31 protein-coding genes and 1 tRNA gene are annotated in these 24,440 nt (G+C 36.6%); 21 read left to right on the forward strand and 11 right to left on the reverse strand.

The window, feature by feature from the left end:
• Nucleotides 1-20: 20 nt before the first annotated feature.
• Complete coding sequence (locus P9989_RS07510) at nucleotides 21-743, reverse strand: alpha/beta hydrolase (protein ID WP_283078155.1); 723 nt, start codon at nucleotides 741-743, stop codon at nucleotides 21-23.
• A 228-nt stretch (nucleotides 744-971) separates the two neighbouring features.
• On the opposite strand from P9989_RS07510, the gene P9989_RS07515 reads away from it, so the two are divergent.
• Nucleotides 972-1,044 (forward strand) — tRNA-Val (locus tag P9989_RS07515).
• Between the two features lie 102 nt (nucleotides 1,045-1,146).
• Here P9989_RS07515 and P9989_RS07520 read toward each other — a convergent pair.
• The 7 genes from P9989_RS07520 to P9989_RS07550 form a co-directional block, all read right to left on the reverse strand.
• A complete protein-coding gene (locus P9989_RS07520) occupies nucleotides 1,147-2,325 on the reverse strand; it encodes a tyrosine-type recombinase/integrase (RefSeq protein ID WP_283078156.1) in 1,179 nt (392 codons plus the stop codon).
• Between the two features lie 20 nt (nucleotides 2,326-2,345).
• Nucleotides 2,346-2,867 (reverse strand): ImmA/IrrE family metallo-endopeptidase, encoded by a 522-nt coding sequence (locus P9989_RS07525; RefSeq protein WP_283078157.1) that lies wholly within the window; start codon nucleotides 2,865-2,867, stop codon nucleotides 2,346-2,348.
• A gap of 523 nt (nucleotides 2,868-3,390) precedes the next feature.
• A complete protein-coding gene (locus P9989_RS07530; RefSeq protein ID WP_283078158.1) occupies nucleotides 3,391-4,188 on the reverse strand; it encodes a radical SAM protein in 798 nt (265 codons plus the stop codon).
• A 14-nt stretch (nucleotides 4,189-4,202) separates the two neighbouring features.
• Nucleotides 4,203-4,973, reverse strand: a complete 771-nt coding sequence (locus P9989_RS07535; RefSeq protein WP_283078159.1) for a hypothetical protein — start codon at nucleotides 4,971-4,973, stop codon at nucleotides 4,203-4,205.
• Between the two features lie 106 nt (nucleotides 4,974-5,079).
• The gene (locus P9989_RS07540) at nucleotides 5,080-6,972 is read right to left on the reverse strand and encodes an AAA family ATPase (RefSeq protein WP_283078160.1); all 1,893 of its coding nucleotides are present in this window, start codon (nucleotides 6,970-6,972) and stop codon (nucleotides 5,080-5,082) included.
• Nucleotides 6,973-7,127: 155 nt separating this feature from the next.
• Entirely contained in the window at nucleotides 7,128-9,524 is a 2,397-nt protein-coding gene (locus P9989_RS07545) for a thermonuclease family protein (RefSeq protein ID WP_283078161.1), read from the reverse strand.
• A 134-nt stretch (nucleotides 9,525-9,658) separates the two neighbouring features.
• The gene (locus P9989_RS07550) at nucleotides 9,659-10,060 is read right to left on the reverse strand and encodes a helix-turn-helix domain-containing protein (RefSeq protein ID WP_283078162.1); all 402 of its coding nucleotides are present in this window, start codon (nucleotides 10,058-10,060) and stop codon (nucleotides 9,659-9,661) included.
• 169 nt (nucleotides 10,061-10,229) lie between these two features.
• Between P9989_RS07550 and P9989_RS07555 the strand changes: the two genes are divergently transcribed.
• The 12 genes from P9989_RS07555 to P9989_RS07610 all read left to right on the forward strand — a co-directional run bounded on the left by P9989_RS07555 (nucleotide 10,230) and on the right by P9989_RS07610 (nucleotide 16,780).
• Nucleotides 10,230-10,460 (forward strand): helix-turn-helix transcriptional regulator, encoded by a 231-nt coding sequence (locus P9989_RS07555; protein WP_283078860.1) that lies wholly within the window; start codon nucleotides 10,230-10,232, stop codon nucleotides 10,458-10,460.
• Nucleotides 10,461-10,649, forward strand: coding sequence for a helix-turn-helix domain-containing protein (locus P9989_RS07560; RefSeq protein WP_283078163.1), 189 nt, complete (start codon nucleotides 10,461-10,463; stop codon nucleotides 10,647-10,649).
• Between the two features lie 63 nt (nucleotides 10,650-10,712).
• The gene (locus P9989_RS07565) at nucleotides 10,713-11,225 is read left to right on the forward strand and encodes a helix-turn-helix domain-containing protein (RefSeq protein WP_283078164.1); all 513 of its coding nucleotides are present in this window, start codon (nucleotides 10,713-10,715) and stop codon (nucleotides 11,223-11,225) included.
• Nucleotides 11,222-11,536 (forward strand): hypothetical protein, encoded by a 315-nt coding sequence (locus P9989_RS07570; RefSeq protein ID WP_283078165.1) that lies wholly within the window; start codon nucleotides 11,222-11,224, stop codon nucleotides 11,534-11,536. The genes P9989_RS07565 and P9989_RS07570 overlap by 4 nt, the downstream gene beginning before the upstream one ends.
• 367 nt (nucleotides 11,537-11,903) lie before the next feature.
• Nucleotides 11,904-12,164, forward strand: a complete 261-nt coding sequence (locus tag P9989_RS07575; protein WP_283078166.1) for an AbrB/MazE/SpoVT family DNA-binding domain-containing protein — start codon at nucleotides 11,904-11,906, stop codon at nucleotides 12,162-12,164.
• Between the two features lie 48 nt (nucleotides 12,165-12,212).
• Nucleotides 12,213-12,425 (forward strand): YqaI family protein, encoded by a 213-nt coding sequence (locus P9989_RS07580; RefSeq protein ID WP_283078167.1) that lies wholly within the window; start codon nucleotides 12,213-12,215, stop codon nucleotides 12,423-12,425.
• 77 nt (nucleotides 12,426-12,502) lie between these two features.
• Nucleotides 12,503-13,456, forward strand: coding sequence for a YqaJ viral recombinase family nuclease (locus P9989_RS07585; RefSeq protein ID WP_283078168.1), 954 nt, complete (start codon nucleotides 12,503-12,505; stop codon nucleotides 13,454-13,456).
• A complete protein-coding gene (recT, locus tag P9989_RS07590; protein WP_283078169.1) occupies nucleotides 13,456-14,319 on the forward strand; it encodes a recombination protein RecT in 864 nt (287 codons plus the stop codon). Before P9989_RS07585 ends, recT begins: the two co-directional genes overlap by 1 nt.
• Nucleotides 14,320-14,503: 184 nt before the next feature.
• Nucleotides 14,504-15,574 (forward strand): DnaD domain protein, encoded by a 1,071-nt coding sequence (locus P9989_RS07595; protein ID WP_283078170.1) that lies wholly within the window; start codon nucleotides 14,504-14,506, stop codon nucleotides 15,572-15,574.
• A 12-nt stretch (nucleotides 15,575-15,586) separates the two neighbouring features.
• Complete coding sequence (locus P9989_RS07600; RefSeq protein WP_283078171.1) at nucleotides 15,587-15,829, forward strand: hypothetical protein; 243 nt, start codon at nucleotides 15,587-15,589, stop codon at nucleotides 15,827-15,829.
• Entirely contained in the window at nucleotides 15,780-16,310 is a 531-nt protein-coding gene (gene recU, locus P9989_RS07605; protein ID WP_390305993.1) for a Holliday junction resolvase RecU, read from the forward strand. The genes P9989_RS07600 and recU overlap by 50 nt, the downstream gene beginning before the upstream one ends.
• Nucleotides 16,307-16,780 carry a hypothetical protein gene (locus tag P9989_RS07610; protein WP_283078172.1) on the forward strand — a complete coding sequence of 158 codons (474 nt, stop codon included), beginning with the start codon at nucleotides 16,307-16,309 and terminating at the stop codon, nucleotides 16,778-16,780. The genes recU and P9989_RS07610 overlap by 4 nt, the downstream gene beginning before the upstream one ends.
• Nucleotides 16,781-17,004: 224 nt before the next feature.
• Here P9989_RS07610 and P9989_RS07615 read toward each other — a convergent pair whose 3' ends face one another.
• Nucleotides 17,005-17,166: a YjcZ family sporulation protein gene (locus P9989_RS07615; RefSeq protein ID WP_283078173.1), complete on the reverse strand. Its 162-nt coding sequence runs from the start codon at nucleotides 17,164-17,166 to the stop codon at nucleotides 17,005-17,007.
• Nucleotides 17,167-17,301: 135 nt separating this feature from the next.
• Nucleotides 17,302-17,802, reverse strand: coding sequence for a DUF3231 family protein (locus P9989_RS07620; protein ID WP_283078174.1), 501 nt, complete (start codon nucleotides 17,800-17,802; stop codon nucleotides 17,302-17,304).
• 454 nt (nucleotides 17,803-18,256) lie between these two features.
• Here P9989_RS07620 and P9989_RS07625 point away from each other — a divergent pair, with 454 nt between their 5' ends.
• The 7 genes from P9989_RS07625 (at nucleotide 18,257) to P9989_RS07655 (ending at nucleotide 22,297) form a co-directional block, all read left to right on the forward strand.
• Complete coding sequence (locus tag P9989_RS07625) at nucleotides 18,257-18,463, forward strand: XtrA/YqaO family protein (RefSeq protein ID WP_283078175.1); 207 nt, start codon at nucleotides 18,257-18,259, stop codon at nucleotides 18,461-18,463.
• Entirely contained in the window at nucleotides 18,460-19,011 is a 552-nt protein-coding gene (locus tag P9989_RS07630; RefSeq protein ID WP_283078176.1) for a hypothetical protein, read from the forward strand. The genes P9989_RS07625 and P9989_RS07630 overlap by 4 nt, the downstream gene beginning before the upstream one ends.
• A gap of 100 nt (nucleotides 19,012-19,111) precedes the next feature.
• Nucleotides 19,112-20,206, forward strand: a complete 1,095-nt coding sequence (locus P9989_RS07635) for an MrcB family domain-containing protein (RefSeq protein ID WP_283078177.1) — start codon at nucleotides 19,112-19,114, stop codon at nucleotides 20,204-20,206.
• Between the two features lie 113 nt (nucleotides 20,207-20,319).
• Nucleotides 20,320-21,195 (forward strand): hypothetical protein, encoded by an 876-nt coding sequence (locus P9989_RS07640; RefSeq protein WP_283078178.1) that lies wholly within the window; start codon nucleotides 20,320-20,322, stop codon nucleotides 21,193-21,195.
• Nucleotides 21,196-21,452: 257 nt separating this feature from the next.
• Entirely contained in the window at nucleotides 21,453-21,590 is a 138-nt protein-coding gene (locus P9989_RS07645) for a hypothetical protein (RefSeq protein WP_283078179.1), read from the forward strand.
• Entirely contained in the window at nucleotides 21,583-22,023 is a 441-nt protein-coding gene (locus P9989_RS07650) for a helix-turn-helix domain-containing protein (RefSeq protein ID WP_283078180.1), read from the forward strand. Before P9989_RS07645 ends, P9989_RS07650 begins: the two co-directional genes overlap by 8 nt.
• Nucleotides 22,024-22,132: 109 nt before the next feature.
• Nucleotides 22,133-22,297: a hypothetical protein gene (locus tag P9989_RS07655; protein WP_283078181.1), complete on the forward strand. Its 165-nt coding sequence runs from the start codon at nucleotides 22,133-22,135 to the stop codon at nucleotides 22,295-22,297.
• Nucleotides 22,298-22,551: 254 nt separating this feature from the next.
• Here P9989_RS07655 and P9989_RS07660 read toward each other — a convergent pair whose 3' ends face one another.
• Nucleotides 22,552-23,814: a hypothetical protein gene (locus P9989_RS07660; protein ID WP_283078182.1), complete on the reverse strand. Its 1,263-nt coding sequence runs from the start codon at nucleotides 23,812-23,814 to the stop codon at nucleotides 22,552-22,554.
• A 359-nt stretch (nucleotides 23,815-24,173) separates the two neighbouring features.
• Between P9989_RS07660 and P9989_RS07665 the strand changes: the two genes are divergently transcribed.
• Complete coding sequence (locus P9989_RS07665) at nucleotides 24,174-24,293, forward strand: phage terminase small subunit-related protein (RefSeq protein WP_283078183.1); 120 nt, start codon at nucleotides 24,174-24,176, stop codon at nucleotides 24,291-24,293.
• Nucleotides 24,294-24,440 lie beyond the last annotated feature (147 nt).

Raw genomic sequence — 24,440 nt, forward strand, 5'->3', positions numbered from 1 at the left:
TTACACGCTACTTACGGCAATTAACCAAATATCGTTAGCAAAGCTCGTTTGAAATCCTGCTGCCAGGACTTCCATGTATGGTCACCATCGAGCTCATGAAACACATAAGATAATGACTGCTGAGATAAGTATTGTTGTAGATCGAGATTGGGCGTTAAGAAGTCTTTAGTCGCCCCGTCTGTCGTTTCCACAGCGGTTTCTGAATTTCCAATCGTATGGTAAATCGTCAAGGATGACAAATCTTTAGCTGCTTTCACAACTTCCATCACATGAGGATCTACATAAGGGCTTTGCATAATCACATTGCCAAATACGTTTGGAAATCGGGTTGCTGTCATCAAGGCCAGCGTACCCGCCAGTGAATCACCAGCGAGTGTACGGCCATTCCCCATATGAAAACCAGGAAGTTCCTCATCCAGAAAAGGAACAACTTCCCTTACTAGAAAGTTCACATAATCACCTTGCCTGTTTCCATCAGGATGGTACTTGTCCCGGCGATCATGCTTATTATGATAATGAATGCCGATGAAAATTGTGTTTTCAATCTCTTTATCTGCATGAAGCTGATCACTCAGCGTCGCAGCGCGTCCCATCTGAAAGTAGTCGTTTCCATCCTGCATAATACAAAAATGGTATTTATACAGAGGCGAGAAATTTTCAGGTGTGTACACTTTTAGCTTCATTTCTTCATTGAGATACTGGCTGTCGATGCTGTACTCCGTCATCGTCCCGTCTCTCCCCATTTGACCACCTCCTAACGTCCGATCAAGTTCGCGCGTGGAAATTCCCGTATCGTAAATCGTGTAACGTATCCCTTTTATTTTATCATATAATTGTGAAAAAAAGGAGAAATGAACCTATTTGAACGAGGAGAAAATTTTCCAAGGTAAAAAAATATCAAATATTGTTGACATCAATGTCATAGCATTGTATATTAATAGTTGTCCTAACAACAAGATGTTACATAATATGATTCCGTAGCTCAGCTGGGAGAGCGCCACCTTGACAGGGTGGAGGTCGTTGGTTCGAGCCCAATCGGAATCATCCATCAAAGTGCCGGAGTGGCGCGGTTTCCTAACAAAGAGGAGGCCGCGTCACTTCTTTTGTTTTTCTGATTTGTGGACCAATTGTGGACCAATTAATGAATTAGCTGTTTTTTCGCGAGTAAAATACTTCATCCATTTTACTTGCAGCTTCTTGATCAGCCGTTCTGATAGCGTGACCATATGTATCCATCGTAATTCGAATATCTGAATGGCCTAGTCGCTCAGAAATAATTTTTGCGTGAATCCCTTGGTTAATTAAAGTAGTAGCTGACGTGTGTCTTAAATCGTGCAGACGTATAAATCTAACATCTGCTTTTTTAATGAATCTTCTCCACCATGTGGTAGGAGTAGTAGGATAAAAATGCTGACCATCCTCATTACAGAACACAAATTCGTGGTTCTTTTCTATCCACCATTCGCCAGCTTTGATTTTTTCCTTCTTCCAATGTATTCGAAAGAGCTTTAATTCTGCTATAACTGATTTGGGAAGGGAGATAATGCGTTTAGAAGTTTCCGACTTCGGTTCTTTAATAACGGCTCTTCCTTTTTCTCCTCGAGTTATAACTTGTTCAACTTCAATCGTTCCTTCAATTAAATCGACGTGTTTCCATTCTAGTCCCAATAATTCGCTTCTCCTCATAGCACATGCGAGTGCCAAAGACAGAAAAAGCCTCCAATGCTTTGGTTGGCTTTGTGCCACTTCAAACAATTGTTGTACTTCTTCAGGCTCGTATATGTTAACCTTGCGTTTTTTATTATCCTTCGGGCGTCCAACAGACGCCAACGGATTTTTTTTAATTAGGTCCCAATCTTTTGCTCTCTGCATTACATTACGAAATACTCGATAGATATATTGAATTGTCCCTTGAGATAATCCGGAGTCTTGCTCCAGTTCGCTGATAAAGTTTACGACATGGATTGTTTTAATTTGATCGACACGTTTATCACCGAAGGCAGGTAAAATATGATTTCTCAGATTTCCTTTGTAAGTTTCGAGTGTTTGTGCACCTAGATTCCTTTGAGCATACTTAATCTCCCAATCTTCAACGAAATCTTTTAATTTCAGTTTACCTGGAGATATATATTCTCCTGCTTCAACTTCAATTTTAAATTTGACTAATTCATCATTTAAATGGTTTTCCAGTTTTCGCTTGGTCTTAAGCAACGATTCGTCAACTTGGATGGTTTTCCGTTTTCTCTTACGCCTTCCTTTACCGTCGTAGCCTAACTCAACAGTTAATAGGAAAGATTTCTTTCCTCTACATTCGTAGCTCGCCATTAATTATAACCTCCTTACTTTTAACATAGCTCATAAGCTTTCTTATTCGCGGTACAACTCTCGTTTACTGCTGTTATGTATCTTCGCCTGATTTGATCAAGCCGTTCTTTACATAATTTTTCCCTCACTTTAAAATCATGTGACCATCTTTCTATGATATCTGTATCTTCTATGTCGTATCTTCTAATCATGTGATAGGGGAGAGCTGCATAAAGGGTAAAATGTTTTGCATCTCTTTCTTGTAGCTCTCTAAATGCTTCTGGCATCATAGTCTGTTTGCCAACATGCCGCACTGCATGGCATAACTCATGGAAGAACTGTTCACGCTGAATTAATTTATTTAGATTAGAGTTAAGGACTATTTCTTTGTACCGACCAAAACGTGTATAACGTGTCTCTAAAGGCTTATAGTGGATAAAGATTTCAAATTGCATGGCTATTTTTCTTGCTTTTAGATCTACAGGGTAGAGGAAATTACGTTTTATGTACCACTGAGACACCCAATCTTCTAGGGCAGTTGTCGTAAATTGTGGGAAATTCATACTAGTCACCTTCCTTAAGGATATTATAGGAACAAATGTTCGTAATATGCAAATGAAAAAGGCGCGTTACTAAGTAACGCGCCTGATTTGCTTAAGCTTATCTATCAATTATCCTGCCTATTATTAAATAAAGAAAAGCTGGAGACCACTTTATTATTGTACCCATGCTTAATAAGAATAATATTTTTAACAAGTTTTATACATCTTTTTGAATTATTGTGTCCAATCAAAATGAGAGATTAGCTATTAAAAAATTAACCATCAAACCCCCAATCATTCTGGCATTCATAACCTTACTAAATCTTTCTGAAATGTCTAGTAATGAGTTTGAAGGCAATGCTCGTTTCCTCTTTAACTTGGTGGTCGAAAGTCAATAATATAGGATATCCCCTTGCTTCTATACTACTATCCCATTAGCTTATATAGAATATATAAGCAACGAATAATCGGATCATAAATAACCGGACTAAGGGCTTCTCACATCCTCTATGTAACAAGTTTATAACTAATTAAATTTATCATTTTATGAATATCTATTCTCGGTTTTAGGGTTAATAAGCTCATGTAGATTTAATAGTTTTTTTTCTGCTTCTGTATCAAAAATAGAACAAATAACTATATAATTTCCTTCTAAACTATTTGTATATAAGATACCTTCTTCATCACAAAAAATATATCCACTAACCCTATCGCTGAATTTAAACTTTTCAATTTTGAAATTAGGCTTTTCATCATTTAAAAAAAATAATGTTTCGTCAAAACCTTCATTTGAAATTTCAAATGTTTCTCTTTTTCTTTTAGCAGCAGATAGTGGAAAGAATTGATAGATGCTCCATCTTTCAATACTATTAAAGCTCTTCAAGTAATTATATATATCATATATGGCATTTTTATTTTGTTTAGTTAGTATAGTGTTTATTTTAAGTTTTGTATTTATGTTATTTTTATCTAAAGTCTTAAGAACGGAATTAACCTTAGTAAAGAGTTTTTTTGATTTTCTGAATTCATTATATTCTTCACCAATGCTGTCAAGTGATATTCCTATTAAATCTACATACTTATCTATAAAATCATGGTCATTTAATCTAATAGCTATTCCATTAGTATCTACTTGTGTAAAAAGATTATTTTCTTTCGCAAGTATACATGAATTTCTAAAACTCTTTTTACTAAACGCATCACCACCTCCAAAGGTTATTACATCAAAATTTAGTAATATAGCCTTTTTTATTATCTCGTACGTTTTGTCCTGTATTTTTTTATGATGGAAATTCACATAACAAAAATCGCAAGAGAGATTGCAACTTTGATTATAAGTCATAATAAGCCTTCTCATTATTTAATCACCTCTTTAAACGACAGTGCATACTTCCAACAATTGTTAAAGTGGCTTTTGAGGATATTATAATTACGGTTATCACAGTTAAATTCAATAGCAATAAAATTATTTTCAATCCTGTCTGCAATCTTACCTAGATGATATGGATCATAAATCATGTATTTATCTGTAAAAAATAATGAACAATAAACTTGGTCAGTAAATTTTATTTCTAGATTTTCATATCTTTTCATTAATTTTATTATGTTTTCAATATCTAATTTTCGATCAGCCCCTTCAACGTTATTCATTTCATTTCTAATCGATTTATTATCGCAATAGGGATTTATTAATAATACACGAAAATGAATACCTTCATCTAACTTTTCTTTAATATTCTTCCAATGTCTATCAGTAGGAATATCTAAATAGGACTTACCAGTTTCAGCGATTAAATGCATCTCATTTGATTTGTCTATGGCTTTGGCAGTCTCGGAATTCCTAACGCTTTTTGATTCGTTGTTATTCATAAAATATTGGTTTGTAATCCCGTGATTTTCGATTTGTTTAATTTTTTGCTCTCTTTTAGTTGCTTGTTTTATTATAGGATTATACTCTTTATGTTTAATAAAAATTTCCAAAGTTAGTATAATAATTGCTACAACTAAAACCCACCAGTATAATTTTTCGCTTAATAGGATATTAATCAATACTACAGAGCAACTAAACAATATTACTTCCGATATTTTATTAATTTTATAAAGGTTAATTATTCCTCTTTTATTCATATACTAATCCTCGCTTTAATTTCTTATAGATGAATTTATGCACAAATGGATACATTCTTTTAAAAATGTTTCAAAATACTAATTCGGAACTTTTGATATCCTTACATTAATTATTAGATTCAATAAACGAATATATTCTTTGACAAAGTTCTTTGGACTCGTCTGATAGATCTTCAAAAGTATTAGTATGGTGTACAACTTTTTTACAGAAGTTAAGCTTGTCAGATACAGTACCAGATGAGGAGTTATATTTACCTTTCCTTTGTTTATCCTCTAAATTGTTTTCAATAAAAGACCCAAGATAAGCATTTTTATAGTCAGCATAGGAGAAGTCGGTTTTAAAATCTAAACCTTCAGGGCTTTTTCCTTCATAATCTGCTACAACTTTTAATAGGATATCTTTCGTTATCAGATTTTCAATTTCCCTGCAGCTCAAGCAAAAATAGTCATCGCCTAGAGCCTCATTTAACTTCGCTTGTCTTTCATTTTTTCCCTCTCCATCTTGATCAGTTATTAAAAATATTTTTTTAGTGATCTCTTTAAAAGATATTGATTTAAAAGCCTTCTCCTTGGGAGTATCATCTTCATCTAAAAAGGACCAGTGAGTAATATTTCCTCCACTATATTCAATGAAAGAATAATGTTGATCCTCTCTGTAATATTTGGATATGTCACCTTGAAACAGATGCATTTGGTATAGTTTTAGGAAGTGACGTATATAGTATCTATCTGTAATCCCCTCAACCCAAATTGTGCAGTTAGATAGGAATACTGAAGAATCTTTTACTCCTAACATTTCAAGTGTTGACGTCTCTTCGTTGTTTACATTCACAACATTGAATTTAGGAGTTTTCTCATTACTACCGTCATCTTTTAACTCTTTATTAAATGTGTAAATTGATATTTGGTCAATGTCTAATGTTAAATCTAAAAAATGATTGGAGTGAGTTGTTAAAAAGTATTGATGAGGTGCAAGTTCATTACTCATAAAAGTTTCTAGAAGTGTTCTTTGCATTCCAGGATGAAGGAACATTTCAGGTTCTTCGATAAATAATAACAGGTTTTCATCTTTGTACTTAAATAAAGGGAAAGTCATAATTATGATTGATTGAATTCCGTCCCCCAGGTCATATATTGGCCTCTCATTCTCTGTACCTATTTTCACATTAACAACATCCGAGTGAATTGAAGGAATCAAGCTAATATTTTCACCACTAAAGAATTTTTCACCTAGGAACTTTTCGAATTCTCTGATTAACTCTCTATCCCTCAAATTACCTAATAATAAATTTTTAATCTCCTTATATAAATTTAGTCCAGTAAAGACCTCAAAATTGGAATTATTTTTACTAAAATAATCGTTTATTGTACGTTCATGATATATATCTGATTCCTTACTTTCAAAATCCTCTTTGCTGAATCCACGTAGTCCTCTTAACGTTGGAATATAAACTCTGCTAAACTGAAATTTATTTGGCGTATTTTGAGGTATTTCTGAAGAAAAATCTTCGAGGAGTTCTATGTATTTATCACCCAATTGTTTTATTTCTTCGTTGATAATATCTGTATTGAGTGATGTGAAACCGCCTTTTGATGTAACACTTAAAGAACCCTGAATATTGTTTATTTCATTTAAAAAATCCTCAAAAGGGCGTATAAAGTCTTCCTTAGTCGTTAGAAATTCATTCTCGACTAATGATTGCTTTGATTTACTCAGAACTTCTCCATAATCTAAAATCCCTTTTGTAGTCATAATGCTCTCTAATTCTTCTTTAACTTCTCTTTTCAAATTACTTAGTTTCTCTAGATTTATGTTATTGGGTTTAAACATTATATCTTCAATAGAAACGATTCTCCGCATGAAATTACTTTTTCCAGAATTGTTACTTCCTACTAATATATTGACTTTCGATAAGTTACTAAATAAAAAGTCTTCACCAAACATATAATTTTCGAACTCTGGACTATCTAATAATAGAGATTCTACAAAATATGACATTATAATCACCAACCGATGTATTATTTTTTGTATGTAATGAAATGAATGATAATTAACAAAAAATAGCGCACAATAATGCGGGCTATTTTTTGTTTGAGTGATTAGTTTAATATCTAATATTGTAAGTATTTTTCGATTTCCTATTGAACAGAAGTCTATTTTAAGCTATCACACGCTATTCCATCAGTATCCCTATTTAGATCATGTGGATCAGAAGCGGGACCTCCAGCTGCCTCAAAGAATGCCTGAGCTGCAGCATGATTCCCGTTAAAATCACCACAATCACGGTCAGGACCAAAAGGATCAAACATTAAACCATTATTAGATGGTTCTTCAGGCTCTGACTGAGGTTCCGGTTCGGGCTCCGGCTCGGGTTCTGGTTCAGGAGCGGGCTCTTCTTTTTCTTCCTCGTAGTGATACCCGTGATCATGATCTTTGTGCGCGTATCCAGGAATAGACCAAACACCTGTACCTGAATCCATGGCTGGTTGTTGTGCTTCATGAAACTCATCAAGCATAGTGAGATCATTGTATAAGTATGCTGTTCGGGCTAGGCCTTTACTAAGAAGTTTCTCCTGAATTGTTTCTCCATCTATAAATACATAAGCGAGCAAGCGACCGTATTTATCTCTTTCTTCAGTTCCCACCTTTACTCTCACATCTTCTCCAGATAGAGTTTCTTCTACGAATTGTGATGCTTCAGGACCGAAGGGTTGAACTGGTTCGCTAGGGTGGACCGTTTCAGGAGTGTCTATAAGTAGTAAGCGGACATCTTCCGTTTTTCCATTCATATTAACTTCAATAGTGTCTCCATCTATGACTCGTGTGACTGTAGCGTTTGTGTCATTCTGCTTTTTCTCTTCTGCAGCAGCTTTAGCCTTAGCTTCTTCTTCAGCCTTTTCTTTTTCTGCTTGGGCTTTTTCCTCAGCTTCTTTGGTTCTTTCCTCTTCGTCTTTTTCTGATTCTTTACTAGAAGTATCTTCATTTGAATCGGTGTCAGTCATTACTTCTTCAGTAGTGTTTTCGGTTTCTTCACTGTTTTTAGAAGTATCATTGCTGTCACCAGACAGCGCATCTACGCTAGATCCAATTAATAAAAGATAAATTAAAACAGCAGTAACCATCTTCCATGCTTTCCCTGTTCTAAAGCCTACAACTTTTTGATGCCATTTCCTCCCTAAGATATGAATCTCAACATCGCTCTTATCTTTTGCTGTATTTAAAACTTTTTTACTGTCGTTAACAATTTTATAGGTTACTCCATTTAAAGTTAACAATGCAGTCATTGCCCTAAAATCTATGGAAGCTTTACTTACTTCTTTCCAATAGGTTTGTTTTAGTTTAATAATTTCATTGTTTTTGAATTGATAAACAAAAATCCCAGATTGAGTAATAGCAATATATTGGGAGGTCTCGTTTGTTTTATATAACTCCCCCTCAACCATGTATAGAAAATCATCATGTTTACTATCCAACAAAGCTTTTACTATATTTTTCTTAGATGAACCTTTCGCTTTAAAATCAGGTTTTTGAGGGATAGATTTTTCATCAGTATTACCAACCTGAGGAGTACTCTGTTTAGTTGTGTTTTGAGAATATATTTCATTATTTTTCTTGAAAGATGTAAATATTATTTCTTTAAGTGATTCTTCATCATCATCCAAATGGGCAAGTAAGCATCTGAAGCAGGAATATTCATCTAAGTAATGTTGGGGGAGTGATGGTCTAACTTGTTTCCAAGAGTAATTGAATTTTTCCTCCAACTCATTTTCATTTAAATCTAAAATTTCCGTTAGTTGAATTAAACGATAGCTTTGGGGAGTGGCAAAGATTTCTTTTGGTTCTTCTATAAAACCATTGTGTAGGCCACTGGTACTTATAATGAATTCTTGTAAGTGGTAGTTAAGTGAATCCTGATAATTTTCTTCTTTACGTAATTGGTTTGCCATATTTCTAATTACATTAGCCAACAATCCAAATTTATTCTCTTTGAGAAATCTTTCTTTCGCTTGGGTATATAACCCCCATGATATTTCACTGTTAGTAGGTTTAGTTAAGCTCCTATTCACAAAACGGATAGCACTAGCAGGATCATAAACACCATCCTTTGAAGAATTCTTGTGAGCAGGGATTATATAGTAATAATTATCAAGTAACTTCTCACCTTTGTCTGTTAACTTCAACGAAGTTTCAGTAATACGGAGTTGAATAGCACTTAAGGGAACATCCTCTATAATACGTTCAATTAGTTCGGCTTTTTTTCCAGAAACTTTAAGGTTATGATCTTTTAGAATCTCTTTTAATTGAGTTACTTTAAGAGAAGGAAGGGACTCATATATAGAGGCATGTTCTAGGTGTTTTTCTCTAATCAATTTTTCTGCCGACTGTTCCGCATCTATCCCATACATATACTTAAAATACCCGGGGAAAGTTGCATCAATGCTTTTCCCAGTAATCCAATCTAGTAAAATAACTTCACCAGGGAGTAAACCACTCTCTAAAGGTTTCTTATAAATAACATCGATCTCATAACGAAATTCATCGTCTGACAATTAAATCATCCTTTCTCTAATTTGTTTTTAAGGTATACGGGTGGTTAAATTATCCTTAGTGACATTGTTCACACAAATAATACAATATTTTCCGAAGTAGGTAAAAAGAAAGCACGTCGTATAGACGTGCTGTTCTATTTGTCTTGTTCCTCAAGTTCTTTAGATTTCTGAACTAAATATTGAAAATAGCTCTCTAACTCACGAATCTGCTCAGGACTCATTGATTTCCATTTTTCAATGTCAAAGAAAGACATATCGTCAATTTCATATTTATCTAATAGCCTGTTTATCTCTTGGATTGAGTCAAAATCTTTATTTTCATTAACTTCGTTATAGTGGTTGTCTGAGCGCCCCAATAAATAATCAGTAGTTACACCATAATAATCTGCTAACTTACTTAAAGTTTCATAATCAGGATTTCTATTTCCACGTTCATAGGCTGTATAAGCAGGGCGGGAAATACCTAATAAGTCTGCTAGCTCTTGTTGAGTTTTGTTTTTACTTTTTCTTAAAGAAATTAAACGGTTCTTTAACAATAGCAACTCACCTCACCTATTTAATATTTTACAGTAACAATGCGTTACATTTAAACAAAAGTAACGAAAAGAAACATTTTTTTACTTTGTCTGTTGACTATGTAACGAAATGAAACTATAATCATAAATGTAACGAAATGAAACGAAAATTAGTTAAGGTGGTGAGATAATATTGAGGAACTGGTTAAAGAAAATCAGGTTGAGTAAGAAAATGACTCAATATGATGTAGCTATGAATTCTGGAATACAGAGGTCATACTATACAATGATTGAATCAGGATCACGGACGCCAAGTGTAAACACCGCAAAACTAATTAGTAAAACACTTGGATTTGATTGGATTATTTTTTTTGAAGATAAATGTAACAAATCGAAACATAGATCTAAGGAGGTGATCTAAATGGCAAGGCGCACAATGACCGTTAATGATGCAGCTGAATATTTAGGAGTATGCACTGACACGATCTACACCATGGTCAAACAAAAACAAATCCCCCATTTCCGTTTGCGTCGTCGCATTCTGTTCTCTCAGGAAACGATCGATGCATGGATCAGGGAGCAGGAGACCAATCAAATAGAAGCAATGTAACTAAACTTTACCAATAACTAGGAACACATGACTAGATAAACCGTGGTACGAAAGGAGAAAGCAATGACCATTAAAGATGAATTGGTCAAAGCAAGACACCGACAAGACTTTAAACAGCTAGAACTAGCCTTTGAATCCAATTATTCAAGAGAAACCATATCAAAAGTTGAGACAGGGGATCGAAAATATCAACCCGAAATGAGGAGGCCTTTTGCTGAATCGGTAGATGATCCGGAATTTTTCTTTCATACCTGGGAGGATGCAGCAGGGCATGTACACATTCCGTACTTTGACGGTGATCACATTTATCAAGACCCCTTGGCCTTACATCACCTTGTTGATCAGGAAGCACAAGAAGCGATGGAGAAACTGGACCAAGTGAAATGGCATAAGCCACATTCTTCTCGTAGTGATGTAGAGAAAGAGGAAATAAAACGATTAATTTATGAGCTGCTGGATGCAGCTGCTTCTATGGTTAATCTTGTTGCTATCTTGTGTAGGGATTACGGGTTTTCTATGAAGGGTTTATTTAAAGATTGGATTATTACGTTGAAGGCGAGGCGCTATAAGAAATGAATAATCTAAACAATTACTTACCACAAGATGTTGGACAAGCAGCAAGGGAAACAAAATGCTTCTGGGATTTATCAGAGCAAGTGCAAAAAGCTTTTACTCAAGGTGATATTGATACAGCCGTGACCCGAACAGTTGACTTGCTGAACACACTTAACAACCTGAAATACCTAAGAACTCGGAAGGCCGAGCAGGAAGAGAAAGAATACACCAAACGCATGGCGCACTATCACAAGGTTGGCAAATTAGCGATCGAGCTAGAACAGCGAGGAATCACTTCAGCAGTCGTGAGGTGGGAAGATGCGGAACATTAATTGGTTAGATGTTACGTACATCCTTCTTTTTATAGCAAGCCTGGCATTTCTATACCACGCAATCATTTATGCAGGGGAGATATTGCTATGAAAAAAGCACATAAAAAAAGCTACCAGGGCTGCAACCCATAGTAGCACTCTTGAACTAACTCCTAATATACCATGTATGTTTGGTCGCAGACAAGGTACTTATGGAGGTGATCATTATGAAGTAATCAGCACATGTTTCCATTCTTCACACGACAGGCCTTATCCAGCCTGTCGTCATGGGTAGAAGGCGCCCTCCCATACCAGTGATTCATCTAGCCTTCTGCCTGTGACGATGCGCTGGCATCAATAATTTACAAATCTGAAGGAGGACAAGTACATGAAAAGTACAGGAATTGTTCGAAAGGTAGATGATTTGGGGCGAGTAGTTATCCCGATGGAACTACGGCGCACGTTAGAAATTAAGGAAAGGGATCCCTTAGAGATATACGTGGACAGTGACCAAATCATTCTTAAGAAATATGAAGCAAGTGAGGAAAAGAAGCAATTGCTAATAAATCTTAATTGGCTAAAAGAAAGCAGCATAAGTACCGCAGCCAAAAACAAAATAGAAGAAGTTATTGCTTATCTGGAAAAGTAAAAGCTACCCAGTTCTAATTATGTACTGGAGTAGAGGAAGGAGATAATCATGAACCATCCAGTAGTGGAGCAGTTAGAACGTACAGGCTATTCATTTCGAGTAAAGGACTCGATTCTATATGGATTGGATGGCCTTGGAAATGAAGTCTATGAAGGAGACACGATCTTAACCTTTAACGAGGAGTTCTTTCTTAAAGAAACGTTGCCCTCAGATGCAATTGAAATACTTGAGGTCATTGGAGCAGAAGAAAAGAAGGCATAAAAAAAGCCACACGGCAATGTGGCACTTTAAAAAATATTTGACTTATATTATCTCACGAAATTATTAGGAGGGCAAATATGGGTGTAAAAGCGCAAGTGCTAAGCAGTACAGCAGATATGGAACATAAGGAATGGCTTGAATCACGTAAAAAGGGGATTGGTGGAAGTGATGCTGCCTCTATCGCCGGACTAAACAAGTGGAAATCACCAATGGTTGTTTATATGGAAAAGATCGGAGAAGCACCAAACACAGAGCCTACTAATGAAGAAGCTGCTTACTGGGGCAATGTTATGGAAGCGACAGTAGCCCAAGAGTTTAGTCGTCGGACAGGCTTAAAGGTTCGAAAACGAAATGCGATTCTCCAGCACCCTGAGCATGAATGGATGCTTGCTAACGTAGACCGGCTGATTGTTGGAAAAAATGAAGGCCTTGAATGCAAAACAGCCAGTGAGTATTTAAAGGGTGAATGGGATGGGGAGGAAATTCCTGGTGCCTACTTGCTTCAATGCCAACATTATATGGCTGTAACCGGGGCAGATGCCTGGTGGATCGCTGTCCTAATCGGAGGTAATAAATTTGTCTATAAAAAGATTGACCGTGATGAAGAACTTATTGCTTATCTGATCGACATTGAAAAAGAGTTTTGGGAAGGACGTGTGGTGAAGCAAGAACCTCCTGAAATTGATGGATCAGAAGCTTCCAGCGAATTACTTAAAGCATTGTATCCTCAGTCAGAGCCAGAGAGTGAAACAGATCTTGATTCTGATACAGATAAGCTGATTGAGGGACTACAGCAAGTGAAAGAAGAAATGAATGATTTAAATACTCGTAAGAAAAAGTACGAGAATCAATTGAAACAGATTCTAGGAACCTATGAAAAAGGATTCTCTAATCATTATGTTATCACTTATAAATCTCAGGAACGTCGAACGGTAGATTCCAAACGATTAAAAGCTGAAAAACCTGATCTCTATGATGAGTATTCAAAAGTAAGCTCATCCAGGCCACTAAAATTTAAGGAGGCTAAATAATGGCTACCAACTCAACAACGAAAAGCCAGCTTGCCAAACGTAAAAATAACAATTCGGTAGAAAAGCAAAACAATCCAGCTAACACAATCCAAGCTTACATGAAGAAGATGGGTCCAGAATTTGAAAAGGCACTTCCTAAGCATATGGATGCGGATCGCTTAGGGCGTATTGCACTCACAACTATCCGTCAGAACCCTAAACTACTAGAATGCTCCATTCCTTCTCTCATGGGAGCTGTGATGCAATCAGCACAATTAGGACTGGAACCTGGCTTGATCGGTCACTGTTATCTGGTTCCTTTTTATAACGGTAAAGCAAAGCAAATGGATGTCCAGTTCATCATTGGCTATAAGGGCATGATCGACCTTGCTAGACGCTCTGGGCATATCGAAAGTATATATGCCCACACAGTGCATGAGAACGACGAGTTTGAATATGAGCTAGGGTTGCACCCTAAACTCGTTCACAAACCAGCTACAGGTGAACGTGGGGACATGGAATTTGTTTATGCAGTAGCTCACTTTAAAGACGGTGGTTATCAGTTTGAAGTGTTCAGCACCAATGATGTGGAGAAAGTGAAGCAACGTTCTAAGGCAGGAAATAACGGCCCTTGGAAAACGGATTATGAAGAAATGGCTAAGAAAACGGTTATTCGCCGCATGTTCAAATACTTGCCGATCAGCATTGAAATTCAGCAACAAGCCTCACAGGATGATACAGTCCGGAAAGGTATCACAGAAGAAGCGAACTCAGTTCATGATCAAGAGTACATTAATATGCCAACACCCGAAGAACCAGGGGAAGAGCAACCAAAAGATAATCCAGAAATAACAACTGAGCAAGCAGCTATGGACCTTAAGTAATGAGACAAGTTATCGCCATCCCATATCACTACGTGTGGATGGTACAAGATCATCAAAACCCTGGGCAGTCATTCAAGCGTTATGTGGCGTCTTACGTAAGACACAACTTCCCAGGGTGGAGGTTGGTGAAAATTAAAGGTATGAAAGCAATTTGTGAACGAGATTAAATGCTAAGGAGGCAACCATGAAGAATACTTATTACTTCTCTCATGATGGAAATGCAAGAAATGACCCCAAGATCTTATCCATGAGGAGTGTTTATGGTTCAGAAGGATATGGATGGTATTGGATCATTATAGAAATGCTTCGTGAGCAAAATGATTACAAAATAAAGATCAATAAATACACATGGAATGCACTTGCAATGCAACTGCAATGCGACGCAGATGCGGCGCATAGGTTTGCATCAGATTGCATAAACGAATTTGAACTCTTGCATTCAGACGGAGAATATTTTTGGTCAGAATCACTCCTTAAACGCATGGAAGTGAAGGATACAAAATCAGAAAAAGCGAAGAAAGCGGCTCAAGCAAGATGGAACAAGAAAGTCCGCAACGACAAGGATTCAAGCGATTCTAAAGCAAATAAAAAATCTAGCAATGCTGAAGGTATGCAAGCGCATAGCGAACGCAATGCAACCGCAATGCCTAATAAAGTAAAGAAAAGTAAAGAAAATGAAAGTAAAGAAGTAGTTGAAGATGAAAAATCGTCAACAACAACGGATGCCATTCAATTCTATCAAAGCAATTTCGGGATGATTCGTCCTCAAACCTCTGAGGAGATTTTAGCATGGATTGATGACCTTGGTGATGAAATGGTTCTTGTTGCCATGAAACGATCTCTGGATCGTAATAAACCCAGCTGGGGGTATGTGAAGAGCATTCTCCAATCATGGGTAAACAAAAATATTACCACGGTCAAGCAGGCGCAGGCTGAGGAAGTTGAATTCAGAAATAGAAAGCAAGGCAATTCCTTTGGGAAACAAAGCAATGAGGTTATTCCAGAGTGGTTTAATCAACGCAGTGTGCAGGACAGGGGCGAAAGTGAAGGGAAGCAACCAACTCAAATTCAGAGCGACGCTACTAAACTCGATATCGGTGTAAGAATTGGACGATCCCTTGAGAGAATTGTAACTGAAGGTGGTCTCGAGGGTTATGGACTAACTGAGAATGATATTGAACTTGTTAAGAATAAAAAAGCTACAGCTTTAGATGTATTGCAGTCAAGGTCTGAGCTTAGAGTCGTGGGCTCATAGGGGGAAGCATCTATGAATCTATCAACAGAAGATCAACTGGAACTAGAAGTTAAAGAACGTAAGAGATTTTTGAGAAATTCACTAAAACGAATGGGAACAACGATTATACCAGATGGAAGGTCCATATATGATTTGAGTTTATTCCAACTGGAGCATTCGTACATTGCCGTTACATCTCGAATAGCGAAGGAGAGGAAAAACAAAAATGAAAATGTACCAGGGCAACAGAGGGATGGGCTTAGAAAACCTGATTAATCTAACGAATGATACTTACAACCGAAAAGGACTAGCTGTGATTAACAAGCGACCAACTCCTGTAAAGGTTATGAAGTCTAAAGGCACAAAGGTGTTGAGCGGGTTTTATGAGTCTAAATCAACCGTAGACTATGACGGTGTATATCAGGGGCGGGCCATCTGTTTTGAAGCTAAATCAACCGGAGAGAAGCGGTTCCCACTGAAAAATATCCATCAGCACCAACTCGACTACTTATACTTAGCTGAGAATGTAGGGGCACTTTGTTTCTTCTTGATCGAGTTCAGGAAATTGAATCAAGTATTCTTAGTGCCTTTCTCAGTCGTGCAGCACTATGTAGAACATGCTAAGTTAGGCGGTCGCAAATCGATCACTTTCGATGACTTTAATTTCTATGCAGCTGCGGAGGTACGGACAGGGAATGGTGTTCCTTTGGATTACCTGCCTGTGCTTGAAAAGCTGATCCGGGAGGGGGCTGCATGAAAGCCCTTTGCCTAGATTCTTCTGGAACGACAACCCTTGATCAGGGCAGGGATTATTATGTGTTTCCTGGTGGCCCGGGGGCTTACTACGTGTCGAAGGTCGAGAGGCAGACGGCGCACATGGGGTGTTATCAAGCTGATCGATTCGAAGTGGTGGAGGATCAAGTGGACATCACAAAATCAAAGGCGCCCCCCACCATCGAAGAAGATTATGAGCAACTTTCCCTCTTTGGTGAACCGGAGTTCAAGTCATTTAAAAAGGAGATCATACCTAAAAATGTTCTTTGCCCCTTGGAATGTGATAAGAGTCCTAGATCAAAGGCATTTAAAGAAGTCCAGAGGGTTTGGAAGGCATATGTAAATGCTGTTGAAAAGAGCCATAATTGCTCTTTCTTTGAAGCTAGAAAGTTAGTGTTCAAGCATCGGGATAATCAAGAACCTATTGAGTTAGGTGAATTGGAGGGTATATGAGGAAAATCAAATGGTGGATTGATTGTAAATTCTTTAATAAGCATCGTTATGACTTTTATAGCGGTAAGTGCCTGGTATGTGGAAAGAGAGCTAAAAAGCATTAAAAAAGCCGGCATAAAGGCCGGCCCCAGAGGCCGGCCGCATTCATCATTATAGACGCTATGGTGAGGGATTATACAAATAAGCTGAGGGTTGGGTTAGTCGGTTAGGGGGCAAAAGTCTGATTAACAATCCTTTTTATCATTAAAAAGTGCTGCTCCTACAATTATTAGGAGAATAAATAATACTACGATCAGCGCAAAGTCATTACCTTTTTTGTGTCTGTAACCACCATAGCCGCCGAAACCGCCGACGCCGCCAAAGTTACCACCACATCCGTAACTCATTAAATCACCACCTTCATAATCTTTATAGCATCTTATGAGGCTGGAGTATGAATTGGAAAGGCTAATAGCATAAAAGGACATAAAAAAAGCCAAGAGCACAGCCTTGGCAAAGTTACTTTTTGTAAATTAAGTTGATTAGCTCTTTTTGTGCAAAGGTGGCAAAACTAACCAGCCTTTTTCCTTATTTAATCTAAGAGCTTTGGCACCGGCTTGAGCTTTATTCATGTGGAACTGTCCAAATAACATAGCTATATCTTCTCGAGTTGATTGACCAATTGCTTGACTGCATGCGACAAGCCCTTGAGCAATATTTAAGGACACAGTTGCACTTATTTCCGGGTCATTTAATCTAGCACCTACGGGAATGTCTTCAAGGTCTGCTACTGAGCGCTCAGGAGGTGATGGAGGTAAAACAACCCCATTGATTTTAAGAATTTCTTCAATATCCTGTGTTTCCTGTTTAGCACCTTGGACTAGCTCTTCCAAAAGGCGCTTTAACTCTTTATCACCTGCATGATTGTACATGGTTTGGTAACTTGCCGAGTTCCCTTTTGCAACAGATAAATAGCTCCAGAGACTGAATACTTCACCATAATGTAGAGGTTCTTTTTGTTGATTACCACTAAGAATACCCATAGTCCTTCACTCCTTTAATTAAGTTTCAAGGGTAGTGTTGTTAAAAAAGGATATTTTATACATTTTACAAATAAAATAAGCCGGCTCTAAGGCCGGCAATTGGATGAGTCGGGCGAGGGGTATGTAAATCTGAGCAAAACACACCTTGCCCACTTCTATTATAAACACGGTATTGAACAAATATACTTAAATGGACGACTACGTTTAAAAGATCAAGTGAAAAAGCCGGCGCAAAGGCCATTGGATAAAGATAGGTCAGAGAGGGCTCAATCTTAGGCCATGAACAAAATGTGGTCGGGGCTAGCAAGAATATGGAAAGGTGACGTATGGGTTAGTCCGCTAGCCCCTTTCGAGTAGTATGAGTCAGTGGAACCATAATATGCAAAAAAAGCCAAGAGCAGTGCTCCTGACTAATGAAATATGACAATTTAATTATAACATGGGGGTCTGCTTGATGCGATTAAACGAAGCAAATGTAAATATAGATAATGGAAAGCTAAGTATAGAAACTGATTTACTAGGAGGAAATTCCCCTTTCTGTGTCGTATATTGTGGAGGTAAGGCGAAAATAACCACTCTACCTGATCATGGTGAGACAAAGGTCATTACTCATCAGGGTAAAGTGAAGAGGGTAAAGTTTGATGAGGGGGAAGAGTTTTGAGTTTTGTAGAAAGTCTATTAAGTGATCCTGGGTTTTGGGGCGCGTTTCTTGGGTCAGTCCTTACCGGATCAATCGCGCTTGTGGTTTATAAAGGGAATTTAAGTAGTATGGAACAAAAAGAAAAGAAAGAACAGGAAAAAAATGATTACAAGGAATTTAGAATTATAAGTAATCTAGTAAATGACTTGCTCACTTCATTAGAAATAATTATTGAGCAAGAAAATAAAGATAAGCCAGACCTTCCAAAAATAGTTACCACGATGACTGTAATTGTATCTGGAGATGAAAAGTATAATTCCTTAGAGACAAAGAATATGACATATGAAAATGAAATATTTATTTTTGCCGAACTTTTTAAAGATGATTATAGATTCTTAGTAGACCGTTTTAAAGAAATATTGGATGATGATAAAAAAAAGGCAGCCATAGTTGATCCTGGACGCAAGGACGAATTTAAACAATTTATTTTAACCTATAAAAAATTAATTAGGGATACGTTTAATCATTTAGAAAAAACGTTAAAAAAACACAATTCACTTTTTAAATAAAGTTCTACCAGCTCAATGGAGGACACAGATCAAGAGCAAACGCCCATGATTTGTGCTCTAAAACGAATTGATGGAGTACGATTAAGGAGAATTACAATAAATGAGGGAAAAATTAATTGAAGTGATGGAAGATTACCAAGAATTCTATTATACAAGTAGAACTCCCAGCACACACCGTGTAGGAAAGAATTTAGGAGTTGAGTTGCCCAGAGTAATTGCTAGTCAACTAAGCCTCGATGATAATAAATATATGGTTACCGGATCATATGGAGCTGGAAATTTAACAACTACTCCGTGGGTGGCAATATTCGATCGTAACATTACAGACAGCGCTCAAAGAGGGTTTTACATAGTAATTATATTCTGCAGTGATATGAGCGGGTTTTACCTCTCATTGAACCAAGGGACAAAATATCTACAAACTAAATTTAAGGGTAATAAACCTAAAGAAAAAATGGCTTATGTTGCAAGGTATTTGAGAGATAGTTTAGAGCTGCCCCAAGAAAGATTTCCTCTAACTAGTATTGAATTAAAATCTCATACGCAAAATGCTAAAAATTATGAGGCTGCTAATATCTGTGCAAAGTATTACGGCATTGATGATAGTTTCGATAATGAACAACTAAGGACCGATATCCGCGCATTACTAGCAGGTCTAGACAAAATAAAACACTTTATGGGAATAAAATCTCTTGATCAAGTTATTGACGACATAATTTATGATGAAGAAATTGAGGATACGAAGTTTCAAGAGGATATTTCAATCACTGAGGCTGATAATACACCAGAAGAGCCACAAACTCCTCCTCGTACTAGCAGTAGGTTTAATAGCGCTGCCTATAATAGAAATCCAGCTAAAGCAAAGGAAGCACTGGAGAAGGCAAACCATCGATGCGAGTTTGATAGTACTCACATTACCTTTCTGTCCTCGAGAACTGGTGAAAATTTCGTAGAAGCACACCATCTCGTCCCAATGGAGCGTCAAATTGATTTTACATATAGTCTTGATGTCCCTGGAAATATAGTTGCTTTATGTCCGAATTGTCATCGATGTATCCATCACGGGACGAAACGACAGAAAAACGGAATGCTTAAGGAATTGTTCAATATAAGGAAAGGAAAACTAGCTAAATTTGGTATAGACGTAGATTTAGCTCAACTTGCTAGTTATTATATAATGAAAAGTCATGCATGAATCCTGTCCTCAGGGGAAGTTAAGGATAAAAGGAAACCTTAACCTGAGTATGAGAGGTCGGAAACACACAAGGAAAAGTGAATGGGTTAAGTTTGATGAGGGGGAAGATTTTTATGGGAACATCTCAAATAAAAAGAATGAAAGAGTTCAGAGAAAACATCCCAAAAAGTGGAGTTAATCAAGGAGATAAAAAGGATGATTATTCGGCTCAAGACAAGATCAGGAACAGAAACAGTTGGCTTTTAGTATTTGTTGTAGTTGTAATTACATTAGTGATATCTTCTGTAATATTCTTTAGGCTTATTATAGAAAATGATGCACTTAATATCGATATAGCAACTATTCTAACGACATTATTAGCATTTTTCTCTATATATTTGTCTGCTACCTTTTACTTTAAGACTACTGAACAAAGTAATAATTTTTATGACCGTTCTTATAGTCATACGAAAGATATTGCTGAATCCTTAAGTAATATGAGAGGTGAATTCGGAAAATCACTAGATTTAATAGAAAAAAATAGTGATGCTATGAATCAAAGGTTTGACAATATGCCTTGGGAACAAATATCCGAAAAACGTAAGGAAATTGAGGATGTAGAAAAACAGAGGGACGATTCCCTTAAAAGAATACTTGAAGAAGCAGGAGTTGAGCAAAGTAAACAGTCAGAATACATGCGGAAATTAAATGAACAAGAAAAACATATTTCACACTTAAACAACGAAATCAATAAATTAAGACCACCAAAAAATATTCAGGAAAAATATATTATGAGTTGTTTATTGGATTTTATTTATGAGGTTGGTGCAAATAAAATAATTGAAGCAGATGCAAATTATCTAATTGAGATGTTTCATAAAACAAAAAGAGATCTCTCTCTAGATGATTTGAAAATTCTAATTGAAAATAACATAATAGATTCATCAGAAAACCTTACTAATAAAGGAATTTTATTCATAAAAGATATTGCTATTAACTATACCAAATAATTAGTTCTACCAGCCAACTGGAGGACACAAATCAAGAGCAAAACGCTCGTGGTTTGTGTCCTTTTTTATTTATCTCAAAGGGATGTGATGTAAATGGTATATTTATTTCTTTATCTAATTGTCGGATTGATCTGCTGTTCTCTACAGACTGAGCCGAAGCAACAAAGCAGAGAGCAGAAGTATTACTACATGTACGCTTTAATAGCTCTTATGTGCTTTTGGCCATTGTTTATTGTATGGATGATGGTGAGACGGACATGAGAAATCAAACCTATAAGCTGCGTTGGAAAGTCAGCAAGGAGCGACGGGATAAACGTGTAGGTGTTACACAAGCTAGATCTCGTATTAAATACTTGAAAAGCTTGATGGAAGGGGCGAGGTTTAAGGATGAATAAGAAGCAGATTGAGGAAGCATTACGTGATTATAACTGGATGATCAATGAGATCAAGAGACAAAGAGGATTACTTGAGGATGCTGGGACGAATCTAGTTGCTCAGTCTGGCATTGAATCCATCCTTCCTAAAGCGCAAGGGGAGTCTGGGGATCCAGTCGCTCAGGAAGTCGTTAGGAGAGATAAGAAGTTTACGTGGGTGCACAAGTTGGAAAAGAAAGTGTTGTTTATTCAGGAGCGCATGTCTGTGATTGAGAACGAGCGTGAGAGGGCTGTGCTTGAGTGCTTATTGGACGGAATGAGTATGATTGCTATTAGTAATCATATGGGACTATCCAGAAGGCATATTTACAACATCAAAGAAACTATAGTGGACAGAATTGCACACTTTTCACACTTTGCCCAGGAATCGACAACCCAAAAGCAGTGCGTTTAAAATGGAAGGCAGGACAGGTGAGGCAAAGCTGTCTTAATACGTCCTCCCAACTTACATAAATTAGTATAACTTCGGAAACTTTATCATATGTAGGAAAGGAGGAATTAAAATGGACAAAACTCAAATCCAGGAATGTATCAGTGAGTGTGAAAGTGCTATATCACACTTGAAACTCGCTATGAATCATATGGATGGTGGACAATCCAGAGATAAAATGCAGCACGCACAGCAAGATTTAGAAGCATGTATTTCTGAATGCCAAAGCATGCTGTGAAAATGGAGGCACCCTTTCGGGTGTCTTTCTTTTATCAAAGTTTTTCATAGCTTTGGAGAAGCTTTTCGATTTTTATACACTAGAATCTTTGCCAGAATTGGCAATAAAAAATGTGAATTTTGTTGTTGAAAACTATTAGTAAATGTCAACGTTAAATCTAATATAAGGGGCTAGCAAGTAAAGCATGGTAACATTAACTAAAAGTAATTGACCAAAAGAGGATTAAAAAGTAAAAGAGAGGAGAGCCCCCTCTTTTATAAAAATTCTTTAAGGTAATTGATTAAATCATCATATTTCTCTTGTGTCGGTTTCTTGTGCTCTGCATTAGTCGTCCTTTGTAGTAAACGTATGTTTGCCGTATCTATTGAAAATTCTAAATTTGCAACCACAGCTCCTGACTCGAAGCTTTTTGTGATTTTCAAAAATTCAACCATTTTACGATTGTGTAGTACAGGTAAATTCAGCCAATATAAATTGTTTGTTGAAATGCAATTATATCCTTTGTCAGAGATTGTTATTTCAGCATATTTCTTATCGTTATCATTTTCTTGATTATTTCTGAATTTTATTCCTACCACATCCCCTATTTCATTATCATTTAGGGTTGTTGCAATAATTGATAGGACACCATTAGAGATATATGTTTTTACAGAGATATCGTTATCACTGGGTGGGTTAAACTTTTCAGTAACTTTGTTGGAGAAATCAATAATTTGTTCATCGAAATCTCTCAGTTTACTAAGAGCTTGGTCCCGTTTTTCTTGTAAAAGGTTTTCCTCCATCTTGTATAAAGAAGACCTGAAACTTTCAAATTTCGAATAATGGATATGAGGTTGGAAGGAATCTATAAAATGCAAGGTGTTTTCAATACGACCTGACATTGTTCTTATTTTGTCTTCGGCATTAATGATGTTATCCACATCTTTTAGCCTTATATGAAGTAGGTCCCTTGCAAAATCCACTTCAATAATCGTAGGGTAGACAGACTCTTTTGTATCGCCATTCTTATCGCTTAGATTTACTGGTGCTCTATCAAGAATTAACATCCGGATAGAGTCAATGTTCCTATCCGTTTTGCTGCTACTTTGCGTTCTATAACCACACATGATGAAGTCCTTGTGGTAACCTTTTTTCTTTACATTACTTAATAACTCATTTTTTTCGGGCAATTCCCACGAACTTAATAGTTGATTTACTTTTTCAGGAGTCTCAATGTTCAGATTTCTATGTTCTAAAGGGAAAATATAGGAGTTAAACAAGGAATCTTCCAGCAAGAGAAATAAAAGCTCGTCTATTTCTTCAACTTTGATTTTTTCTTCCCTAAGTCCTTGGTTTAGGGTTTTTGCTACTAACAAGGAGGTTTCATTTTGTTCATTATCTTTTCTGATTTTTGTATAAACCTCATTAAAATCTGGGAACCTTTGAATAAAGGTTAACTTTCGTATAACCTCTCCTTTTTTTAAGTATGGAAAAAAGAGCATTAAATTTTGAAGCTGATCATTGGTTCCAGTAGTCATAAATGAAACTCTCCCTTTTTAAGGTGGTAATAACTTAATGAAATGTGAAATTTACAGTAACTCAACTTTTATAGGTGAATATTTACTTTCTGAGGTAATCGATAAGGAAAACATCCTTTCTACAGGTAGTATAATAAACATTGATAAGCAGTCTTATTGTGTTGGGACCATATATATTAGATGGGATGAGTCATTAGTATTGGAAGTCTCATAATGTAAAGCAGTGACAAGTGACAATAAGACTATATATAGGTTCTTATTCTACAAAAAACTTCAAATACCTTCTAAAAATATAATTTTATTGCACTAATCGCGATTTCGAAACAAACGAATGACAGTGGATGTGGGTGAGATATGTAATGCCGAGGAAGCTAGATCCGCGGAAAGATAAAGCATTTGAGTTATGGAAAAGAAGCAAGGGTAAACGTAATTTAAAAGGTATTGCTGATGAGTTAGATTGTTCCCCCTCTCAAGTCTGAAAATGGAAAAGCCAGGGCAAATGCAATACGCACAGCAAGATTTAGAAGCAAGTATTTTCTGAATGCCAAAGCATGTTGTGGAAATGGAGGCACCCTTTCGGGTGTCTTTTCAATTTAAAGGAAATGTCCTTCTTCTGTCGAAATAGT

Source organism: Halobacillus naozhouensis (assembly GCF_029714185.1).
Classification (GTDB): Bacteria; Bacillota; Bacilli; order Bacillales; family Halobacillaceae; genus Halobacillus_A; species Halobacillus_A naozhouensis.

What these genes read in the sequence shown, in the direction of transcription:
- P9989_RS07510 (WP_283078155.1), bottom strand. Translation starts at nt 743, where the DNA reads ATGGGGAGAGACGGGACGATGACGGAGTACAGCATCGACAGCCAGTAT.
- P9989_RS07520 (WP_283078156.1), bottom strand. Translation starts at nt 2,325, where the DNA reads ATGGCGAGCTACGAATGTAGAGGAAAGAAATCTTTCCTATTAACTGTT.
- P9989_RS07525 (WP_283078157.1), bottom strand. Translation starts at nt 2,867, where the DNA reads ATGAATTTCCCACAATTTACGACAACTGCCCTAGAAGATTGGGTGTCT.
- P9989_RS07530 (WP_283078158.1), bottom strand. Translation starts at nt 4,188, where the DNA reads ATGACTTATAATCAAAGTTGCAATCTCTCTTGCGATTTTTGTTATGTG.
- P9989_RS07535 (WP_283078159.1), bottom strand. Translation starts at nt 4,973, where the DNA reads ATGAATAAAAGAGGAATAATTAACCTTTATAAAATTAATAAAATATCG.
- P9989_RS07540 (WP_283078160.1), bottom strand. Translation starts at nt 6,972, where the DNA reads ATGTCATATTTTGTAGAATCTCTATTATTAGATAGTCCAGAGTTCGAA.
- P9989_RS07560 (WP_283078163.1), top strand. Translation starts at nt 10,461, where the DNA reads ATGGCAAGGCGCACAATGACCGTTAATGATGCAGCTGAATATTTAGGA.
- P9989_RS07565 (WP_283078164.1), top strand. Translation starts at nt 10,713, where the DNA reads ATGACCATTAAAGATGAATTGGTCAAAGCAAGACACCGACAAGACTTT.
- P9989_RS07570 (WP_283078165.1), top strand. Translation starts at nt 11,222, where the DNA reads ATGAATAATCTAAACAATTACTTACCACAAGATGTTGGACAAGCAGCA.
- P9989_RS07575 (WP_283078166.1), top strand. Translation starts at nt 11,904, where the DNA reads ATGAAAAGTACAGGAATTGTTCGAAAGGTAGATGATTTGGGGCGAGTA.
- P9989_RS07580 (WP_283078167.1), top strand. Translation starts at nt 12,213, where the DNA reads ATGAACCATCCAGTAGTGGAGCAGTTAGAACGTACAGGCTATTCATTT.
- P9989_RS07585 (WP_283078168.1), top strand. Translation starts at nt 12,503, where the DNA reads ATGGGTGTAAAAGCGCAAGTGCTAAGCAGTACAGCAGATATGGAACAT.
- recT (WP_283078169.1), top strand. Translation starts at nt 13,456, where the DNA reads ATGGCTACCAACTCAACAACGAAAAGCCAGCTTGCCAAACGTAAAAAT.
- P9989_RS07595 (WP_283078170.1), top strand. Translation starts at nt 14,504, where the DNA reads ATGAAGAATACTTATTACTTCTCTCATGATGGAAATGCAAGAAATGAC.
- P9989_RS07600 (WP_283078171.1), top strand. Translation starts at nt 15,587, where the DNA reads ATGAATCTATCAACAGAAGATCAACTGGAACTAGAAGTTAAAGAACGT.
- recU (WP_390305993.1), top strand. Translation starts at nt 15,780, where the DNA reads ATGAAAATGTACCAGGGCAACAGAGGGATGGGCTTAGAAAACCTGATT.
- P9989_RS07610 (WP_283078172.1), top strand. Translation starts at nt 16,307, where the DNA reads ATGAAAGCCCTTTGCCTAGATTCTTCTGGAACGACAACCCTTGATCAG.
- P9989_RS07615 (WP_283078173.1), bottom strand. Translation starts at nt 17,166, where the DNA reads ATGAGTTACGGATGTGGTGGTAACTTTGGCGGCGTCGGCGGTTTCGGC.
- P9989_RS07620 (WP_283078174.1), bottom strand. Translation starts at nt 17,802, where the DNA reads ATGGGTATTCTTAGTGGTAATCAACAAAAAGAACCTCTACATTATGGT.
- P9989_RS07625 (WP_283078175.1), top strand. Translation starts at nt 18,257, where the DNA reads ATGCGATTAAACGAAGCAAATGTAAATATAGATAATGGAAAGCTAAGT.
- P9989_RS07635 (WP_283078177.1), top strand. Translation starts at nt 19,112, where the DNA reads ATGAGGGAAAAATTAATTGAAGTGATGGAAGATTACCAAGAATTCTAT.
- P9989_RS07640 (WP_283078178.1), top strand. Translation starts at nt 20,320, where the DNA reads ATGGGAACATCTCAAATAAAAAGAATGAAAGAGTTCAGAGAAAACATC.
- P9989_RS07645 (WP_283078179.1), top strand. Translation starts at nt 21,453, where the DNA reads ATGAGAAATCAAACCTATAAGCTGCGTTGGAAAGTCAGCAAGGAGCGA.
- P9989_RS07650 (WP_283078180.1), top strand. Translation starts at nt 21,583, where the DNA reads ATGAATAAGAAGCAGATTGAGGAAGCATTACGTGATTATAACTGGATG.
- P9989_RS07655 (WP_283078181.1), top strand. Translation starts at nt 22,133, where the DNA reads ATGGACAAAACTCAAATCCAGGAATGTATCAGTGAGTGTGAAAGTGCT.
- P9989_RS07660 (WP_283078182.1), bottom strand. Translation starts at nt 23,814, where the DNA reads ATGACTACTGGAACCAATGATCAGCTTCAAAATTTAATGCTCTTTTTT.
- P9989_RS07665 (WP_283078183.1), top strand. Translation starts at nt 24,174, where the DNA reads ATGCCGAGGAAGCTAGATCCGCGGAAAGATAAAGCATTTGAGTTATGG.